At 70.4% G+C, this 18,717-nt stretch carries 17 protein-coding genes; 6 read left to right on the plus strand and 11 right to left on the minus strand.

Translation table 11 applies throughout. The features are described 5' to 3' along the window. Positions 1-130: 130 nt before the first annotated feature. Both H566_RS30050 and H566_RS0113435 read left to right on the plus strand, forming a co-directional pair. Positions 131-520 carry a hypothetical protein gene (locus H566_RS30050; RefSeq protein WP_028311841.1) on the plus strand — a complete coding sequence of 130 codons (390 nt, stop codon included), beginning with the start codon at positions 131-133 and terminating at the stop codon, positions 518-520. Then, positions 496-1,974: an SH3 domain-containing protein gene (locus H566_RS0113435; protein ID WP_245591357.1), complete on the plus strand. Its 1,479-nt coding sequence runs from the start codon at positions 496-498 to the stop codon at positions 1,972-1,974. Before H566_RS30050 ends, H566_RS0113435 begins: the two co-directional genes overlap by 25 nt. A 23-nt stretch (positions 1,975-1,997) precedes the next feature. On the opposite strand, the gene H566_RS0113440 is transcribed toward H566_RS0113435, so the two are convergent. The 7 genes from H566_RS0113440 to H566_RS0113470 all read right to left on the minus strand — a co-directional run bounded on the left by H566_RS0113440 (position 1,998) and on the right by H566_RS0113470 (position 10,147). Then, positions 1,998-3,314, minus strand: coding sequence for an NtaA/DmoA family FMN-dependent monooxygenase (locus H566_RS0113440; RefSeq protein WP_211238087.1), 1,317 nt, complete (start codon positions 3,312-3,314; stop codon positions 1,998-2,000). An 11-nt stretch (positions 3,315-3,325) separates the two neighbouring features. Further along, positions 3,326-4,681: an LLM class flavin-dependent oxidoreductase gene (locus H566_RS0113445; RefSeq protein WP_028311844.1), complete on the minus strand. Its 1,356-nt coding sequence runs from the start codon at positions 4,679-4,681 to the stop codon at positions 3,326-3,328. Positions 4,682-4,924: 243 nt separating this feature from the next. After that, complete coding sequence (locus H566_RS0113450) at positions 4,925-5,440, minus strand: DUF2059 domain-containing protein (protein ID WP_028311845.1); 516 nt, start codon at positions 5,438-5,440, stop codon at positions 4,925-4,927. A 160-nt stretch (positions 5,441-5,600) separates the two neighbouring features. Beyond that, complete coding sequence (locus H566_RS0113455; RefSeq protein ID WP_028311846.1) at positions 5,601-5,972, minus strand: 4Fe-4S dicluster domain-containing protein; 372 nt, start codon at positions 5,970-5,972, stop codon at positions 5,601-5,603. 8 nt (positions 5,973-5,980) lie between these two features. Next, positions 5,981-7,720: an FAD-binding protein gene (locus H566_RS0113460; protein ID WP_051378727.1), complete on the minus strand. Its 1,740-nt coding sequence runs from the start codon at positions 7,718-7,720 to the stop codon at positions 5,981-5,983. Positions 7,721-7,730: 10 nt separating this feature from the next. Beyond that, entirely contained in the window at positions 7,731-9,551 is a 1,821-nt protein-coding gene (locus tag H566_RS0113465) for a rhodanese homology domain-containing protein (protein ID WP_084545074.1), read from the minus strand. After that, the gene (locus tag H566_RS0113470) at positions 9,548-10,147 is read right to left on the minus strand and encodes a cysteine dioxygenase family protein (RefSeq protein ID WP_028311849.1); all 600 of its coding nucleotides are present in this window, start codon (positions 10,145-10,147) and stop codon (positions 9,548-9,550) included. Before H566_RS0113470 ends, H566_RS0113465 begins: the two co-directional genes overlap by 4 nt. Positions 10,148-10,269: 122 nt before the next feature. Between H566_RS0113470 and H566_RS0113475 the strand changes: the two genes are divergently transcribed. Beyond that, complete coding sequence (locus H566_RS0113475) at positions 10,270-11,199, plus strand: LysR family transcriptional regulator (protein WP_028311850.1); 930 nt, start codon at positions 10,270-10,272, stop codon at positions 11,197-11,199. Between the two features lie 67 nt (positions 11,200-11,266). Here H566_RS0113475 and H566_RS0113480 read toward each other — a convergent pair whose 3' ends face one another. Then, positions 11,267-12,346, minus strand: coding sequence for an ABC transporter substrate-binding protein (locus H566_RS0113480; protein WP_034411557.1), 1,080 nt, complete (start codon positions 12,344-12,346; stop codon positions 11,267-11,269). After that, the gene (locus tag H566_RS0113485) at positions 12,346-13,296 is read right to left on the minus strand and encodes an ABC transporter substrate-binding protein (RefSeq protein WP_028311852.1); all 951 of its coding nucleotides are present in this window, start codon (positions 13,294-13,296) and stop codon (positions 12,346-12,348) included. The genes H566_RS0113480 and H566_RS0113485 overlap by 1 nt, the downstream gene beginning before the upstream one ends. A gap of 289 nt (positions 13,297-13,585) precedes the next feature. On the opposite strand from H566_RS0113485, the gene H566_RS0113490 reads away from it, so the two are divergent. The 3 genes from H566_RS0113490 (at position 13,586) to H566_RS0113500 (ending at position 16,796) form a co-directional block, all read left to right on the plus strand. After that, complete coding sequence (locus H566_RS0113490; RefSeq protein ID WP_028311853.1) at positions 13,586-14,185, plus strand: tripartite tricarboxylate transporter TctB family protein; 600 nt, start codon at positions 13,586-13,588, stop codon at positions 14,183-14,185. Further along, positions 14,182-15,684, plus strand: coding sequence for a tripartite tricarboxylate transporter permease (locus H566_RS0113495; protein WP_028311854.1), 1,503 nt, complete (start codon positions 14,182-14,184; stop codon positions 15,682-15,684). The genes H566_RS0113490 and H566_RS0113495 overlap by 4 nt, the downstream gene beginning before the upstream one ends. 131 nt (positions 15,685-15,815) lie before the next feature. After that, positions 15,816-16,796 (plus strand): Bug family tripartite tricarboxylate transporter substrate binding protein, encoded by a 981-nt coding sequence (locus tag H566_RS0113500; protein WP_028311855.1) that lies wholly within the window; start codon positions 15,816-15,818, stop codon positions 16,794-16,796. A gap of 46 nt (positions 16,797-16,842) precedes the next feature. Here H566_RS0113500 and H566_RS28370 read toward each other — a convergent pair whose 3' ends face one another. Together H566_RS28370 and H566_RS27520 are read right to left on the minus strand one after the other, a co-directional pair. Next, positions 16,843-18,219 carry a type VI lipase adapter Tla3 domain-containing protein gene (locus H566_RS28370; protein WP_084545075.1) on the minus strand — a complete coding sequence of 459 codons (1,377 nt, stop codon included), beginning with the start codon at positions 18,217-18,219 and terminating at the stop codon, positions 16,843-16,845. Further along, positions 18,216-18,717 (minus strand): effector protein Tle3 domain-containing protein (locus H566_RS27520; RefSeq protein WP_156924427.1); only part of this gene is annotated, 502 nt, incomplete at its 5' end. The genes H566_RS27520 and H566_RS28370, both read right to left, overlap by 4 nt.

Here is an 18,717-nt window from a genome sequence, read left to right on the forward strand (position 1 = left end):
CCTCCCTGATTGACGCGACCTGCCTGAGCATCGATGGTGCTCGGATCAAGATTTGTCAGATTCGGCGCATTGAACATCGGCGCCTTGGCATCCGGTGCTCCCCGATCTTTCTTTTCTCCAGGAAAATCACATGAGTGTTGCCTATTACATCGTCCTCGATACCGAAGAGCCGGCATTCGACACCTTCGTCAACGGAAAGCACCTCGCTCATGAGGAGGGCATCGACGAACTCTGTCGGCGACTCGAAATCAGGACTTTTGACGATTACCTGTCGATGTCCGCCGACGAAATCGCCGACCTGCTGGACGACGACATCGAGCTTCCCGAAGGCGAAGACGAGCGATGGTTCTCGCCCGAAGAAGGATTGACCTGGGCGACGACGCTCGCCGCTCATATCAGGGCCAATCCGGATTCGGTGACGGAGCCCGAGGGCTGTCTCGAGGATCTGGCCGAATACATCGAGGTGCTCGAAAAGACCAGGAGCATCGGTGCCCAATGGCATCTGAATATCGATATCTGATTCGCGGCGCCGTTTTCACTCATTCATCGAGGTCCGTATTGCTTTCCTCTGCCTGGCGCATTTCGCTGTTCGGCTTCGCGATTGCCGTCCTTGCCGGTCCCGCCCGGGCGATCGACACCGGGGCGCCCCAGCACTACATCACCGGCTCCTGGGTCAACGTGCGCTCGGCCCCCGCTCCCGACGCCCCCGTGCTCGGCCGGCTGGTGGTGAACACGCCGGTGCGTCTGCTCGGCAGTCGCGGCGACAACGGTTTCTGCGAGGTGAATTACGCGCCGGACAAGACCGGCCATGTCGCCTGCCGATTCATCGGCGACGAGCCGGTGTGGCTGACCATCGTCGGCGCGCAATTCGATCAGGGCGGCCAGCCTAATCCGGCCTATTCGGCGCCCAAGGCATTCTGGTTGCAGCCGAATGTCGATCGCCTGCTCGCGGCGGGGAAGCATTTCGAGACGACGATGCTCAAGCCCGGTGAAGCCGCGACCGAACAGAAGACTGCACAGGAAGCCGGCCGGCTCGGCAAGATCCGGCGCTTTGCGATTCCCGAATTCGAGGCGATGAAGGATCGGCTGAAGAACGGCGTCACGGGCAGCCGCGCCGATGATCCGGACGGCCGCTTCCGGCCGCTGGCGTCGTGGAAGTCGATCAAGCAGATCGCCATGCGCAATCCGTCGGCGTCCGATCTTTCGCCCGAGGGTGGAAGCATCACCGAATTGCATTCCTACTGGGGCTGGCGCGAGGTGCCGGTGGCGCTGATTCGGGCGCTCGAATTGCCCACCGTCGGAAACTCGCATTTCCGCGATGCCGGCCAATTGCTTCCGCCTTCGGTCACGACCGAAGTGGCAAGCTGGAAATTCGGCATTCCCTATCGGGCAGTGGTGAAAGGCGGGCCGAAATGGATTCAGCCCGGTCATTACAACGACGGCTATCTGTTCGGCGCCTGGGATGTCGGCGCGGTCGAAACCACGCTCGTGTCGGACGTGCGCGACCACGATCTGAATCGTGATGGCAGTCTCAGGTCGAAGCCGAGCAGGGTGCCGGGCGGCCGCTTTCCCGACACCGATGCCGATGGCGAGGATTGCAAGCTCGGCTTTGCCTGGGGCGATGCCGGCGCGGAAGTCAATCGCGCGGTGTTCGGTCCGGCGGCGCGTCCGCCGACGGGCAACCGGCTGTTCCATTTCTTCTCGCGCGACGACCTGCCGCGCGACAAGGCAAGCGTCGTGCGCGGCCGGTCGAAATTCACGGCGGCGGGTTTCGTCAGCGCCGAGACCCTGAGTTTCGATCTCGATGGCGACGGCGTGGCTGACTTTCTGGTCTGGGAAGGCACCGGCATTTCGCAGCAGGACATCCACGATCCCGGCTCGGCCCAGGCCAATTACCGGATCGTGTTCGTGAACATCGCCGGCGAATGGCGGCTGTTTCTCGTGGACGAGTTCCTGTACGGCTGCGGCTGCTGAGCATGCGGCGGCCGGCCGGGGCTTCAGCCGCGGGCGGCCAGCCGCTCGCGCAGGGTCGGCGCGTCCGCATAGCCCTCCCGGAACGCCCCGCGCGCCCGCAATTCCGGCACCACGCCCGCCAGAAAGTCCCGCGCGCCATCCGGCATGAAGGCCGGCAGCACCACGAAGCCATCCGCCACGCCGTCGCGGAACCAGCGCGCCATCAGCTCGGCCACCTGTGCCGCCGTGCCGACCGGCGCCAGGAAGGACAGGCTCTCGCCATACCACTTGCCCAGTTCGGCAAACGTCAGCCCCTCGGCCGCGGCGCGGCGCACGACCGGCTCGAAGCGCCCCTTGCTGCCGGTGATGCGGTCGGTGAAATCGAACACCTTCGCCTGCGGGTCGTAGGCGGCGAGGTCGTGATTCATGCTCGCCGACATGAAGCTCAGGCCCGCGCGCGGCAGCACGAGTTCGCGCAGTTCGCGGTCGAGGTCGCGGGCGTCGCGCTCGGTCTCGCCGACGATCGGGACGATGCCGGGCAGCACGCGCACGGCCGCCGGATCGCGCCCGGCGGCGGCGACCTCGGCCTTGAATTCGGCATAGGCCGCGCGCGCCTTGCCCTCGTCGGCCGCGACGGTGAAGACGATCTCCGCATGCCGCGCCGCCACGCGCCGGAAGTCGCCCGACACGCCGGCCTGTACCAGCACCGGCCGGCCCTGCGGCGGGCGCGGCAGGTTGAGCGGCCCCTTCACGCGGAAGAACTCGCCCGCGTGGTCGATCGCGCGCAGCCGGCTCGCGTCGCCGTGGCGGCCGGCGGCCTTGTCGATCACTTCCCAGCCCGACTGCCAGCTGTCCCAGAGCTTGTGCACGACCTCGATGAACTCGGCCGCGCGCCGGTAGCGCTCGGCGTGCTCGTAATGCCGATCGCGGCCGTGGTTGCGCGCCTCGCCGTCGCTGACCGAGGTCACGACATTCCAGGCCGCGCGCCCGCCGCTCAGATGGTCGAGGCTCGCGAGCTGGCGCGCGACCGTGTAGGGCTGGGCGTAGCTCGCCGACACCGTGCCCGCGAGGCCGATGCGTTCGGTCGCGCCCGCGAGCGCCGACAGCATCGTGATCGGCTCGGGATGGCCGCCGACCGCGCGGGTCTCGACGGTGGAGGTGAAGTCGCCGCCGTGGATGTCGTCGAGGCCGAGCTTGTCGGCGATGAACAGCAGGTCGAGGCAGGCGTGCTCGGCGGCCTGGGCGAGCCGCCGGTACCAGCCGAGGTCGAGCGGCGGCACGCGCTCGGCGCGCGGATGGCGCCAGCCGCCCAGATGGATGCCCGCATCGGTGAGGTAGAGCGCGAGATGCATCGACGGCATGGCGCGCCTGCTCAGGCCGTGGCTTCGGCCGCCTGCCTGCCTTCGGCCCCCGCGACGAAGCGGTTGGCCGGGCGCGGCAGGCCCAGATGCCCGCGCAGCGTGTCGGCCGCGTAGTCGGTCTTGAACAGCCCGCGCTCGCGCAGCACCGGCAGCACCAGCTCGACGAAGCTTTCCAGCTCACCGGGCAGCGACGCGAAGTACACGAAGCCGTCCGCCGCGCGGCCGTCGAACCAGCGCTGGATCGCGTCGGCCACCTTCTGCGGCGTGCCGACGAATTCGCGGCTCGGCGCGAGCACGCGCAACGCGGCTTCGCGCAGCGTGAGCTTTTCCTCCTCGACCCAGCGCAGCACGCGGTTCGACGCGCTCTGGTTGCTCTCATGGCCGAGCTTCCTCACTGCCTCGACGGGGAAGGGCGCGTCGAGCGGGTACTGGCTGAAGTCGTGGTCGTCGAAGGAGCGCGCGAGCGCGGGCAGCGCGTCCTCGATGCGGATGAGGGCAAGCACCTCGTCGAACTTGCGCTCCACCTCGGCCTCGTCGCGGCCGACGATCACGCGCAGCGCGGGCAGCACCGCCACCTGGTCCGGATCGCGGCCGAAGCCGGCGGCGCGCCGCTTGACGTCGGCGTAGTAGGCGACCTGCTCGTCATAGCCGCCGTGGCCCGCGAAGATCGCGTCGGCTTCCTTCGACGCGAAGTTGCGTCCGTCCTCCGACGCGCCGGCCTGGAAGATGACCGGATGGCCCTGCGGCGGGCGGCGGATGTTGAGTGGTCCGCGCACCGAGAAGTTCGGGCCCTTGTGGTCGAGCGTGTGCAGCTTGGCCGGGTCGAAGAAGCGGCCGGTCTGGCGGTCGGCGACGACGGCGTCGTCCTCCCACGAGTCCCAGAGGCCGCGCACGGTGTCGAGATGCTCGGATGCGATGCCGTAGCGCACGTCATGCGCCGGATGCTCGGGCTTGCCGTAGTTGGCCGCGCTGCCCGACAGCCAGGAGGTGACGACGTTCCAGCCCGCGCGGCCCTTGCTGATGTGGTCGAGGCTCGCGAACTGGCGCGCGACCGTGTAGGGCTCGCTGTAGCTCGTGGTGACGGTGGCCACCAGCCCGATCCGCTGCGTGGCCACGGCGAGCGCCGACAGGATCGTGAGCGGCTCGAAGCGCGTGAGGTAGTGCGGGCTGGAGCGCTCGTTGATGCTCACGCTGTCGGCCACGAACAGGAAGTCGAACTTCGCCTGCTCGGCGAGGCGCGCCTGGTAGAGATAGAAGTCGATGTCGGTGCTGGCGAGCGGGTTGGCCTGGGGATGGCGCCAGTCGCTCCAGCCGGCGCCGACGCCGTGGAGGATGAAGCCGAGCTTGAGTTGGCGGGGTGCGGTCATGGATGGCTCTCGCGGTCGGGTGGGCCTTGCCGGCGCGGCGCGATGGCCGGGCCGGCAGGGCGGAAACGGGTTGACGCGAGAATTCTCGGGGCCGCAATTGATGCTCGTTATAGATGTTATGAAATTGCAAATATGCAATTTCAGCATCTTGCTGTGCGCGGGGCCTGCGCTGCGTGCTTGACGCGCGGCGCGATGTGACGGTGCGGCGGCGCCGGGGAGAGGAGCGGCGTCCGCCGCGCGCGCTCAGGAACGGGCGTTGCGAAGCTCAAGCACGAAGCGCGAGACCTCGTCGCGCAGGCGCTGCTGGATGCGGATCTGCACGGGGGCCAGCTGCTCCTCGGTCTTCATCATGGTCTGCGGCATCTTCGCGAGCATGGCTTTGCCCACCGGCGACTGGTAGAAGGCGCTCATGCCGTCGATTTCCTCCTGCTCGAAGCTCTCCTGATAGATGCGCACGAAGATGGGCCTGAGCGTGGCCCAGTTCATTTCCGAGAACACGATTTCGTTGAGGCGCTCGGGCAGTTTGTCGAGTGTGGCGCGCTGCTCGGCGGTGAGCTTGGTGCGATCGACGCTGATCTGCTGGAAGGTCGCCGCCATCGTCTGCATGCTCTGCTGTCGGGTCTGGGCCTGCAGCTTGCCGAACATCTCTTCGATCTGGCTGTCGATCAGCAGTTGCTCGATCGATTCGGTCGAGGGCGGGGCAGCGAAGGTGAGCGTGCAGGCCGAGGCCAGTGCGAGGGCAAGCGCGAATTGCTTCATCACGGTTCCAGGGTGGATTGGGGGAACGGAAGTTTCGGCATCGCGGGCATTCGCGTGACTGCTTCGGACAACTTGGAGACAGGGCGGTCGTGACGCAAGCGGCATCCAGGCGGGTTGCGCCGCCGGACCAGACCCGCGACGGCGGCTGGCGTGTCCGCCGTCAGGACAGGCCGGCCCGCGCCTCGGCCGCCAGCCGCGCCGCGATCCCGAACATCTCCCCCATGCGCCAGTGCTCGTTGGCGTGGCGCGGATCGCCGGCGTGCTCGTCCCAGCCGGATTCGCGGCGGTAGCGGCCGACGGTGCCGGTGGCGAGCGCGGCCTCGGGCGTGATCGGGTGGGCGGTGTTCACGTCGGGATCGACGTAGAGCGCGTCGGCCTTGCAGTACAGCTCGCAGAGGAAGCAGGTCTGGCAGTCGGACTGGCGCGCGATGACGGGCGGGCCGCCGGGCACGGCGTCGAGCACGTTGGTGGGGCAGGCCGCGACGCAGGCGTCGCAGCCGGTGCAGCGGTCGGCGAGGATGAGTTCGAGCATGGGTCTTCTCAGGCGGCGAGCCGGGTCCAGCGTCGGTCGAGGCCGCCGGTGTGCAGGCGCGCGGCGAGCGCGGTGTCGGCGGCGGGCAGGTCGTCGCGCACGAGCAGGCCGCGCGATTCGCGCCGCGCGAGCGCCGCGCCCTGGCACCAGCGCGCCGAGGCGACAAGGGCGGCGGCTTCGCGCCAGCGCAGGCGGTCGAGGCTGGCGGCCGGGTCGTGGCGGTTGCGGTCGGCGCCGGCGTGCTCGCGCAGCTCCTGCCAGAGCGCGTCGAGCCGGGCGAGCGCGCCGGCCAGGCGGGCGCCGTCGCGGTAGAGGCTCTGGTTGAAGGGCAGGATTTCGCGGCGCACGAGTTCGATCGCCTCGGCGGCGGACAGGCCGCTGCGGGCGTCGGTGCGCGTGCGCAGGCCGGCTTCGCCGAGGGCGGTGAGCGGGGCGTCGGCTTGCGGTCCGTGGCCCGGCGTCGCGGCGCGGACCGGCGCGGCTGCCGAGCCCGCCGTGCCGCCGGCCGACGGCCGGTCGCCGGCTTCGCGCCCCGGATCGAGCGCCCGCCGCGCCGCCGCCGCGCCCGCGCGCACGCCGGTGCTCAGCGCCCACGACGAGTTCTGCGCGCCGCCGCCGGAGATGGCGCCCGCGATCGGTTCGCGCGAGCTGGCGTCGCCGGCCGCGTACAGGCCGGGCACGGTGGTCTCGGCGTCGGCGCTGATGTGGCGCAGGCCGCCCACGCCGCGCACCGTGCCTTCGCCACGCAGCGTGATCTCGAAGCGCTGGCGGAAGGGATCGACGCCGGCGCGGTCGAAGCTGAGCAGCACATTGGGCGAGATGCGCGGCAGCGCCTCGCGCACCGACTCGGGCATGCGGTCGAGCGAGCAGGTCACGGGGCCGGCATCGAGCGCGCGGGCGAGCGCGACCATGCCGTCGTGGCTGAACGGGATGTCCAGCTCGTGGCCGTCGGCGTCGAAGTAGCGCGCGAAGGCATAGGACATGGCGCGCGTCATCGACGACCAGGTGGGCGTGACCGTGTGGTAGCTGCTGAATTCCATGCCCGACAGCTCGGCGCCGGCCTCGGCGGCCATGAGATAGCCGTCGCCGGTGTTGGTGTCGGCGCCGAGCAGGCGGGCGCGGAAGGCGCAGCCGCCGGTGGCGATGACGACGGCGCCCGCGCGCACCTGCCAGTCGCTGCCGGCGGGCAGGCCGGGGCGGGGCTGGCGCAGCAGGCCGCGCGCGCCGGCGATGGCGCCGTCGGCGTCGCGCAGCAGTTCGAGCGCGGGCGCGTGGTCGATGACCGTCGCGCCGGCCGCGAGCACGCGGGCGCGCATCGCGCGCAGGTATTCGGGGCCGCGCAGCGCCTTGTAGTGCGGCTGGCCGCCGGCGTCGCGCGGGAAGTCGTACCAGGGCGCGAGCGTGGGCAGGCGCCGCCAGGTGTCGTCGAGGGCGCGGTGCATCGCGTCGGCGTCGGCGAGGCCGAGGCCGGCGTCATGCCGGCGCGCGACGGCGTCGGCGCGCAGCGCGGGATCGGGCGGCAGCCACCAGTGGCCGGGGCCGGCGGGCGCGGTCACGCCGCTGGTGCCGCAGAAGCCCTTGTCCACCAGCACGACGCGCGCGCCGGCCTCGCGCGCGGCCACGGCGGCCCAGGTGCCGGCGAGGCCGCCGCCGATGACGAGCACATCGGTGGCGAGGTTGAGCCGGTCGGGCGCGCCGGCCAGGGCAGAAGCCGTCGGGCCGCTGCCGCCGTCATGGGCGAAGCTCATCGCGCGCCCCTCAGTCGCGCACGCGCAGCGGCCGGAAGCCGTGCGTGCCGTCGCGGCCGAGCTGCTCGACGAGGCCGAACTCCCAGTCGAGATAGCCCTGCATCGCCTCGCGCGGGTTGTCCGTGCCCTCGTAGGGCCGGCGGTAGCGGTCGATGCGCGGCGAGGCGAGGCGGGCGTCGCCGGATTCGGCGGGCAGGCCGGCGGCGAACCACGCCGCGTTGCCGCCTTCGAGCAGGAACACCGGCTGATCGACCCGCGCCTTCACCTCGGCCACCACATGGCGCGCGAGCGCGCTGCTGCCGCAGGTGAGCACATAGCGCGTGCCCGCCGGAATCGTTGCAAGCGCTTGCGCGAGTTGCGAGCGCAGCGCCCACCAGGCGCCGGGAATGTGGCGCGCGACATGGTTGGCGCTGGTCGTGAAGTCGATGACGCGGGTGCCGGCGTCGCCCGCGAGCCAGTCGGCGAGGATCGCGGGCGTGATGCTGGCGTCGGCGGCGAGCGGCGGCGCGACCGGCGCGGCGAAGTTGTCGCCGGGGCCGTGTTCGCTGAAGGCCTCGGCCGGCACGCCGTCGAGCACGTGCACTTCCCAGTTCATCTGCGCGAGCCAGGAGGCGGTCATGTCGGCGCGCGCGCTCTGCGGGTCGGCGAGCACGAGGCGGGCACCGCGTACCGGCGCGTGCATCTCGGTTTCCTGCACGAGCTGGCCGCCCTGCACGTTGCGGAAACCGGGCAGGTGGCCGGCCTCGTAGGCTTCGGGCAGGCGCACGTCGAAGCGGTAGGTGGTGCGGCCCGGCTCGGCCAGCCAGCGGTCGAGGTCGGCGAGGCTGGCGCGGCGCACGCCGGCGCGATCGGCCACGGCGCGCGCGGCGGCGCGGGCCTCGGGGCTGACGGCGTGGGCGGTGTGCGCGGGCGGCGTGGCGGTGGCCGGGCCGTCGGCGGCGCCGCGCGGCTGGGCGGCGGGCGCCTCGCCGTCGATGTCGAGCGGCGCGCGGCGCAGCCGGCCGGTGTCGAGCTGCTGGCCCGCGAGCGTCCAGCCGATGGTGCCGTTGCGCAGCGCGCTCACCGGATTGGGCAGGCCGGCGTTGACCAGCGATTGCGTGCCGATGATCGAGCGCGTGCGGCCGGCGCAGTTGACGATGACGCGCGTGGCCGGATCGGGTGCCAGCTCGCGCACGCGGGCGACGAGTTCGGCGCCGGGCAGGCTGGTGGCGGTCGGGATGCTCATGGTGCGGAACTCGTCGAAGCGCCGCGCATCGACGATGACCACATCGGCCTTGGCGTCGATGAGCGCCTGCACCTCCTCGGCGGCGAGCGAGGGTGTGTGCAGCTCGGCCTCGACCAGTTCGCCGAAGGCCTTGCTCGGCGCGTTCACGTCGCGGAACAGCTCGTAGCCGGCGGCGCGCCAGCCGTCGAGGTCGCCGTCGAGCAGGGCGACGTCGGCGTAGCCGAGCCGCGCGAAGGTGGCGGCGGCGCGCGCCGCGAGGCCGGCGCCGTCATCGAACAGCACGATCGGCGCGGCGCGGTTGGGCAGCTTGTTCCACGCATCCAGCTCGATGCGCGCGAACGGCAGGTTGGCCGCGAACAGCGGATGCGCCTGGGCATGCGGGTCTTCCTCGCGCAGGTCGAGCAGGGCGACTTCGAGGCCGGCGATCAGGCGCTCGCGCACCCAGTGCGGGCTGCGGCGCGGGAGGTCGGCGGCCGGAGCGGCCTCCGGCACGGAAGCGGCGCCGGTGGCGGCGTCACCGGCCGGCCGCGCGGCGGCATCGGCCGGATCGTTGGCGGCCGGCACGGGGGAGAGGGCGGAATCGGCGGGATCGAGCAGCAGGCTCATGCGGTCACCTCGCGGGAAAGGTCCCAGATGTTGGGGAGAGTGTTGTTGGAATAGCCCGAGATGAAGGGCTTGCGCGTGCCGTCGTCGAGCAGCACCGAGCGCCGCACGGCGCCGATGTTGTCGCCATAGACGTGGATGCTGACGGAAGGCCGGTCGGCGAGGGCGTTGCTCACGCGGTGGATGTCGCCGATGCGCGGCGACACGGCCTCGACCGTGCCGCGCTCCAGCCGGTGCGCCGGGCCGTCGGCCACGAGCGCGCCGCCGTCGATGCGGTAGGGCTGGGAGATCTCGGCGCCGCGCAGCACGCCGATCAGGCCCCACACGGTGTGGTCGTGGATCGGCGTCTGCTGGCCCGGCCCCCAGACGAAGCTCACGACCGAGAAGCGCGCGCGCGAATCGGCGTGCAGCAGGTACTGGCGATAGCGCTCGGGGTCGGGCGCGGCGAAGTCGTCGGGCAGCCAGTCGTCATGCGCGACGAGGTCGCGCAGCAGGGCGCCGCCCGCGTCGAGGATGCGGGCTTCATCGGGCTGCTCGTCGAGCAGGGCGGCCAGCGCGGTCACGAAATCGCGCAGGCGGCGGGGGCTGGTGTGGCTCATCTGGGGTTCCCGGGCAGAAGCTCATGCCTGCCTAAGCTGTTTGAAATCAAGCAAGTCGCTGGCGCGACAACATGCGGGATGCGCATAATCTGGCGCGTTGCCGTCCGCCTCGCCTTCCCGTCATGAATCTCAAGATCGAAGACATCGCCTCGTTCGTCGCCACCGTGCGGCATGCCTCGCTGTCGCGCGCCGCCGAGGCGCTCGGCCTCACCCAGCCGGCGGTCACGCGCCGCATTCAGAGCCTGGAGGAGGCGCTCGGCGTGCAGCTGCTCGACCGCGAGACCAAGCCGCTCAAGCCCACGGTCATGGGCTGGCGCGCCTACGAGCAGTGCCAGAGCCTGCTGGCCGAGGTCGATTCGCTGCGCAGCCTGGTCGAGACCGACGCCGTGCCCGAGGGCAGCATCCGGCTCGGCGTGACGCAGGCCATCGCCGAACTCGGCATGACCGCGCTGCTCGACCTGTTCCGGCGCGACTTCCCGGCGCTGCGCCTGCACATCTGCACGCGCTGGAGCGCCGAGCTGCTCGGCCTGCTGGAGCGCGGCGAGATCGACGCGGCGACGGTCATGTTCCCGCCCGACCAGAACTTCCCGCCCACGGTCGCGGCGCAGCGCCTGCTGCCCTTCGAGATGGCGGTGGTGGCCGCCGCAGGCAGCCTGCCGAAGAAGCGCGGCGCGCGTCAGCTGCGCGACATCGCCGATCGCGGCTGGGTGCTCAACCCCGACGGCTGCGGCTTTCGGGCGCGGCTGCAACGGCGCCTCGCCGACCTCGGCCTGCCGCTCGACGTGGCCTTCGACGCCTTCGGCGCCGAGCTTCAGCTCAAGGTCGTGGCCGAGGGCGGCGGGCTCGGCCTCGCGCCGCGCGCGCTGGTGGCCGTGAGCCAGTACCGCGACAAGGTCGAGGTGGTGGACGTGGCCGACTTCAATCCGAGCATCGACCTGTGGCTGGTGCGCAGCCTCGTGCCGGGCAACCTGGCGCGCGCGATCGAGGGCTTCGGCCAGTCGGTGGTGGCGGCGATCGAGGGCAATCTCGGCACGGTCGCGCAGGCGGCCTGAGCGCGGACGGCCGGCGCGCGCGGACTGCGCGCCGCCGGCCGCGCCGCGCGGACACGCGCGCCGCCGCTCACACCGCACCGAGCGCTCCCGCGAAGGCGCGGTCCCACAGCGGCGCCACGTCCACCTTCGCGTCGAGCACGCGCGCCTTGGCGAAGGTGTCGGCCACGAGCTGCTGGCTGCGGATCTCGGCATCGGCCGGCGCGACGAGGCGGCGCGGCTGGCTGCGGTTGCGGTACAGCTCCAGGATCGCGTCCTCGGACACGCGGATCTCCTTCGCGTACAGCCGCGCATAGGCGTCGGCATTGGCCTCGAACCATTTCGCGGCGCGTGCAAGCCTTTGCAGATAGTCGGCGACGGCGGCGCGCCGGCCCGCGTCGGCGATGGCGTCGGGGTGGGCGTAGTACAGGTAGTTGCCCGACAGATAGCCGCCCGCGTTGCGCAGCACGCGCGCGCCGGCCTGGGTCTTCGCGAGCGGCACGTTGTAGCCGTAGATCGCCCACGCATCGAGCTTGCCCGAGCGGAAGGCGGCGAAGCCGTCGGCCGGGCTGAGGTTGACCGGATCGATGTCGGCAAAGCCGAGGCCGGCGTCCTCCAGCATGCGCAGCAGGTAGTAGTGCGTGGTGGTCGCGCGCACATAGCCGACGCGCTTGCCGCGCAGGTCGGCGATGGTCTTGGCGGTCGAGTCCTTCGGCACCAGCACGACCTGGCTGTTCACGTCGTCCTTGAGCACGGCCACCACGCGCAGGTTGATGCGGGTGTTGGACTGCGCCGCGAAGATCGGCGGGATCTCGCTGCCCGAGCCGAGGTCGAGCGAGCCGGCGTTGAGCGCCTCGACGATGAGGTTGCCGCCGCTGAACTCGGCGAAATCCACGGTGTAGGGGAAGTCGTCCTGGCCGGCGGCCCTGAGCGCAAGCCTGTCGCCGCCCTTGTAGGTGCCGATGCGGATGCGCTGCTTCGACAGGTCGATGCCGGCGGCATGCGCGTCGGGCGCGAGCGCGGCGAGGCCCGTGCCGGCGACGGTGGTGGCGGCACCGGGCGCGGCCAGCCCGCCGAGGGCGCGCGCGCCCGCGCCGAGCAGGCCGGCGCCGGGCAGGGCCGCGCCGAGCGCGAGCAGGCGGCGGCGGGCGAGGAGAGGGTGGTCGTTCATCAGGCGGTTCCCAGTCGGGCGAAGCCGGCGGCGGCGTCAAGGCGCGCGCCGATCAGTCCGGCGTCGAGGTAGAGATCGGCCGTGCGCTGCTGTTCGGCGATCACGGTCGGGTCGATGGCGGCCCATTGCGGGCGCGAGCGGGTGAAGGTGAGGCGCGCGGCGTCGAGCGGAATACCGAGCGCCTGCGCGAACACGGCCGAGTACTCGTCCGGATGCGCGACGGCCCAGCCGGTGGCGGTGCGCACGCGGCGCGCCAGCTCGGCGAGCGCGGCGGGCTTGTCGCGCAACGCCGGCTCGGTGCCGATGAGGTAGGTGAGGCCCGACGACAGCCCGCGTCCGGTGACGATGACCTTGGCGTGGTCGACCGTCTCGGCCAGCGCCGTGTAGGGGTCCCAGGTGGACCACGCATCGACCGAGCCGGCGTGCAGCGCGAGCTTGGCGTCGCTCGGCAGCATGAAGCGGAAGGTCACGTCGTCGAAGCGCAGCCCGGCCTGCCTGAGCGCGGCCAGCGCGATGAAATGCCCGATCGAGCCGCGCCCGGTGGCGATGCTGCGGCCCTTGAGGCTCGCGGCGTCGGTGAGCGGACTGCCCGCCTTCGCGACGACCGCGACGCCGACCGGATCGGTACGCCGCGCCGAGAAGGCGCGCAGCTTCGCGCCCGAGGCCTGGGCAAAGATCAGCGGCGCGTCACCCGCGACGCCGACCTCGATCGCGCCGGCGTTGAGCGCTTCCAGCAGCGGCGCGGCGGCCGGGAACTCGTACCACCTGATGTCGAAGGGCAGGTCGCGCAGCGCGCCGGCCGCTTCGAGGATGGAACGCAGGCCGCCTTTCTGGTCGCCGACGCGCAGCTCGACGCGGCCATCGGCCCGCGCGGCGCGGCAGGCGAGCGCGGCCGGCAGCAGGCCGAGACCGGCCAGCAGGCGACGGCGGTGAGGGAGCGTGTGGGGCATGGCGGAACCTCGCTTGAACATGGCGACCCGGTACCGATCGGCGCCGGGCAGCCGGAGCTTCCCTGCCGGAACATGCCTTTCATAAATAGTCGTTGAACATATTCATATGAGATTCGCATAGTCCGCTGCTGCGCCCGCCTGACTAGGCTGCGTCCCCATCCGACCGGCATCCAGGCCGTCCGGGGCGCACCGCAGGGCCTGCGGCGGCGGGGCTCGCGGGTCTCGCCGCCGTCAGCCGGAGGCGGGCGCCACCGGCGGCGGACCGGTCATCGCAGCAGGGGAATCGCTCATGACCATCGAACTCACCTCCGGCCCGCCGTTGGCGCGGGACGCCGGCGAGGCGCCGGCGCGCCCCGCCGAACACCGGGCGCCGCGCGGCGTCATCCCGCGCCTGCGCGCGATTGCCGACGGCGCCTCGGCGCGCGGACTCTGGCTCGCGCTCGCCTGCGGCGGCCTCGGGCTCGGCGCGATCGCGCTGGCCGGCGACTACGCGATGGGCCGCGCCGGCCGCATGGGGCCGGGCTACTTCCCGACCCTGCTCGGCTGGCTGCTGGTCGCGGCGGCCTTCGCGGTGCTCGTGGCCGGACGCGACGACGACGCCAGCGAGCCGGACGGCGCGGATGGCGACGCGGCCGAGGCGCGCCCCGCCCGCGCCGCCACCGAACTGCGCGCCGTCGCCGGCGTGATCGGCGCGATCGTCCTGTTCGGCCTCGCGCTGCCGGCACTCGGCCTTGCCGGCTCGACGCTGGTGCTGGTGTTCGTCGCCGGCTTCGCCAGCCGCGAGGCCAGCGCGCGCGAACTGGCGCTGCTCGGCATCGCGCTCGCGCTGCTCGCGAGCCTGCTGTTCGTCGGCCTGCTCGGCGTGAACCTGCCGGTCCTGCCCGCATGAACGCGCTGCTCGACCACCTCGCGCTCGGCTTCGGCGAGGCGCTCACCTGGATGAACCTCGGCTTCTGCCTCGCGGGTTGCCTCATCGGCACGCTCGTCGGCGTGCTGCCGGGGCTCGGGCCGGTCGCCACCATCGCCATGCTGCTGCCCGCCACCTACGCGCTGCCGCCCGTGACGGCGCTGATCATGCTCGCGGGCATCTACTACGGCGCGCAGTACGGCGGCTCGACCACCGCGATCCTGCTGCGCCTGCCCGGCGAATCGTCGTCGGTCATCACCTGCCTCGACGGCAACGCGATGGCCCGCAACGGCCGCGCCGGCTCGGCGCTGACGGTGGCCGCGCTCGGCTCCTTCTTCGCGGGCACTGTGGCGACGCTGCTGCTCGCGGCGCTGTCGTCGCCGCTCGCGTCGGTGGCGCAGCGCTTCGGGCCGGCCGAGCTGTTCCTGCTCATGGTGCTCGGGCTGATCGCGGCGGTCGTGCTGGCCCAGGGCAGCTTCGTGCGCTCGCTCGCGATGATTCTCGCGGGCCTGCTCCTCGGCACCGTGGGCGGCGACGTCAACAGCGGCGTGCAGCGCTTCACCTTCGGCCTCGGCGTGCTGAGCGACGGGCTCGGCTTCGTGCCGGTGGCGATGGGCCTGTTCGGCGTGGCCGAGATCATCGCCAACCTCGTGCGCGGCGACGGCGGCGGCGGCAAGGTCGAGCGCATCGGCAGCCTCTGGCCCACGAAGGCCGAGGCGCGCGAGGCCGCGCCCGCCGTGCTGCGCGGCACTGTCGTCGGCTCGCTGCTCGGCATCCTGCCCGGCGGCGGCGCGACGCTCGCGAGCTTCGTCGCCTACACGGTCGAGAAGAAGCTCGCGCGCGAGCCCTGGCGCTTCGGCCGCGGCGCCGTCGCGGGCGTGGCCGCGCCCGAGTCGGCCAACAACGCGGGCGCCCAGACCTCCTTCGTGCCGCTGCTCACGCTCGGCCTGCCGGCCAACGCGGTGATGGCGATGATGGTGGGCGCGATGATGATGCACGGCATCGCGCCCGGCCCCGGCGTCATCGACAGCCAGCCGGCGCTCGTGTGGGGCATGGTCGCGAGCATGTGGGTCGGCAACCTGATGCTCGTGGTCATCAACCTGCCCCTCATCGGCTGGTGGGTGAAGCTCGTGAGCGTGCCCTACCGGCTGCTCTATCCGGCGGTGCTCGTGTTCTGTCTCGTGGGCGTGTACAGCGTCAACAACAGCACGGCCGAGGTGCTGCTGACGGCGCTGTTCGGTGTGGTCGGCTGGCTGCTGCAACGCTGGCGCTGCGATGCCGCGCCGCTGCTGCTCGCCTTCGTGCTCGGCCCGATGCTCGAAGAGAACCTGCGCCGCGCGCTGCTGCTGTCGCGCGGCAATCCGGCGGTGTTCATCGACAGCCCGATCGCCGTCGCGCTGCTCGCGCTCGCGGTGGTGCTGGTGATCGCGGTCGCGCTGCCGCGCGTGCGCCGGCTGCGCGGCGTGGCCTTCGCCGAGTGATGCCGGCGGCCGGCCCGCCCCGGCCTTCGAACCCCCATGCGGAATGCCGCTTCGCCGGCTTCCGCGCCCTCGCGCGCCGGGTCACGAGTCCGGCGCGCCTCCCCTGATCCCGCAACCTCCTGGAGTTCCGGATGAACGCACCTTCGCGTCTTCGTCGCCGTCTGCTGTCCGTCGCCGGTGGTGCCGGCGTGCTCGCCGCGCTGCCGCGCCTCGCGCGGGCCGCCAGCTATCCCGACCATCCCGTCAGCTATGTCGTGCCGTATCCGCCCGGCGCGACCAGCGACAACACCGCGCGCATCGTGTCGCAGAAGCTCGCCGAGAAGCTCGGCCAGCCCTTCGTCATCGACAACCGCCCCGGCGCGGGCGGCGGCCTCGGCACCGAATACGCCGCAAAGGCCAGGCCCGACGGCTACACCCTGCTCAACGCCACGAGCGCGATGTTTGCCGTCGTGCCCCAGCTCATCAAGGCCGGCTACGACTCGTTCAAGGACTTCACGCCGCTCGGCCTGATCGGCAATTCGGTCACGGTGCTCGCGGTGCGCAACGACCTGCCGGTCAACAGCGTGGCCGAGCTGATCGCCTACTCGAAGAAGCATCCGGGCACGCTCAACTACGCCACCTCGGGCAACGGCTCGGGCGGCCACCTGAGCGTCGAATACCTCAAGCTCAAGACCGGCCTCGACGCCGAGCACGTCCCCTACAAGGGCAGCGCGGCGGCGGCCAACGACCTCGTCGCGGGCCGGGTGGACATGTTCTTCGACCCGCTCGCGGCCCAGTTCGCGAGGGCCGGCAAGATCAAGGCGCTCGCGATCGCGGGCGCGAAGCAGTCCGAACTGTTGCCCGGCGTGCCGCCGATCCAGACCGCCGTGCCCGACTGGGAGTTCGACAACTACTTCTTCGTCGCCGCGCCGGCCGGCATCCCCGACGACATCCGTCGCACGCTCGTGCGCGCGGTCGGCGAGGTGATAGCCGATCCCGGCGTGGTCGAGAAACTCAAGGCGCTGAGCCTCGTGCCGGTGGCGCAGACGCCGGAGCAGATCGCGGCGCGCATCAGGCGGGACTTCGTGGTTGCCGGGGACATCATCCGGCGGGGGAAGGTGGTGGCGGATTGAGAAAGATCGGAGGCCGACGCCTCTTTCCCTGAGGCGGTCTCGCCGCTCAGCGCAGTTGGGTTCCGAACGGATCCCAGCCATCGAACATCGACGGCTCGGCGGGCTTGACGGCGGGAGGCTCGATGACGGTGATGACGGCGTGATCGTCGTCGCGCAGGTTGAGCACGACGCTGGTGTTGCGCTCGATGGAGGTGGCCATGGCGGCGATGCTCCAGCCGAGCATGGGCATGTTGGCGCCCGGGTCGCCGAGGGCGGTCCAGAGATTGATGCCGAAGGCGGGATCGGCGAGCGGCAGTTCGGGGAAGGCCGGGTTGTGCATGAGCGCGAGGGTGGCGGGCACGAAGTTGTAGGCCTTGGGCCCGGCGCCGTAGTCGTAGAACACGCGTTGCGGCAGGGCGACCGGCGGGATCTCGCCGCGCTCGTCATGGGGCAGCAGCGCGAGCGCGCGGGCCCAGCCCTCGGCGAAGGCGGCCTGGCGCTCGCGTTCCTTCATGAGCACCGGCGGCGACTGCGGCGCACCGTCGTCCTTGCGGTAGGAGACGAGGATCGGGCGATGGACGATGGCGAGGTCGGGCAACTGGTCGAACATCGCGAGCTGCTCGGTGGTCCAGGGTTCGGGGAAAAAGCGGGTGGGAGTGAATGGCTTGGGAGGCGTGGAGCGCCATTTCCAGAATTGCGGATAAGCCGTGCCGTCCGGCTTCCGGGTATAGGGAGCGAAATACCGCAACCACTCGACGCGATCGCGGCGGGCAAAGGCGAGGACGGCGACGGATTGGGTGGTGTCCGAGAACTTGCGCTGTCCGTTGCCGAGATTGCCATAATGGTCGCTATAGACCAGTAAGAGCGGGACATCCGGATTTTTATCGAAGAACTGGAAGGCCAAATGCAAGGCGCGATCGGGATAATTGTTCAGTATATGGCCTATTTTTATGAATCTATGCCAATGCAAGCCAGCGCTGGCTCGATACTCGTCAAGCTTGTCGTAATTTAAGCGTCTTTTTCTTCCTTCTGTGGTGGTGGGCTCCCGTGAGACTTCCAGATCGGGGATGGTCCACCCCTCGACTAATGTGCGTGCTGCCCATTCAATTCCGGCACCTATCCTCCATTCAAGTCCCTGCCTTTTTTCCGACTCTGTCGAGTAATAATAGCTTGGGTCGTCGGGCAAGATCCGTTGCCCAGGGAGTTTCTTGATTTCCAGCCATAGATTCCTTTGGGAGAAGCGCTCTGCAATGATCGCCAGGCTGATGACTGCGAGAGAATTTATTTGTTGCTCTGAAGCGGGGCTGTCATTCATGATCCGGTCCTGTATCTGGAGTTCATTGGCTATTTCTCTTTGTTCAGTCTCTTCGGGCTTGACGTAGGATGGATGGGTTGCGGTCGCAATTATCAGCAGCCAGATTGCGGGTTTTAATAGCTTATTCATTGTTTTCCGTTTGACTGACTCTTGCGCTGTCCGATGTTGGCGCTGTTGACTAGCTTGAGTGAGGAAATTTCCGGGAGATCATCGGGGAGCAAGCCGTGCTTGTGGTACGTGAATGTCTTGTCGATCCAGGCCTTGCATTGATGGTCGGTTTCCATGTTTCGCCAATAAATTGCCAGTTCGTTCTTTTGTTTGTTGTCGGGTGAGGGTATTGCGTCTGCGTCAGTATCAGAATCATTCTCATCGCTTTGCCATTTTGTCCGCCAATCCGCCACGGCCCGCAAATACTCCAGCCATCCGAAATACTCCATCTCGAAGGGCACGGGCTCGCCGAGGCTGAGGTCATAGGCGGTGACGAATTCGTGGTGCCTGGCATTGGCCGGCACGCCCGAGTGGTAGCTGTTCTCGTTGGCGTTCCGCAGGTCGGTGTCCTCCATCAGGCGGCGCTTCATCTCGTTGGGCGTTTCCTCGCGGGTGATCACGAGCTGGCCGGTGGCGTCG

The organism is Derxia gummosa DSM 723 (genome assembly GCF_000482785.1).
In the GTDB taxonomy this organism is placed as follows: Bacteria; Pseudomonadota; Gammaproteobacteria; order Burkholderiales; family Burkholderiaceae_E; genus Derxia; species Derxia gummosa.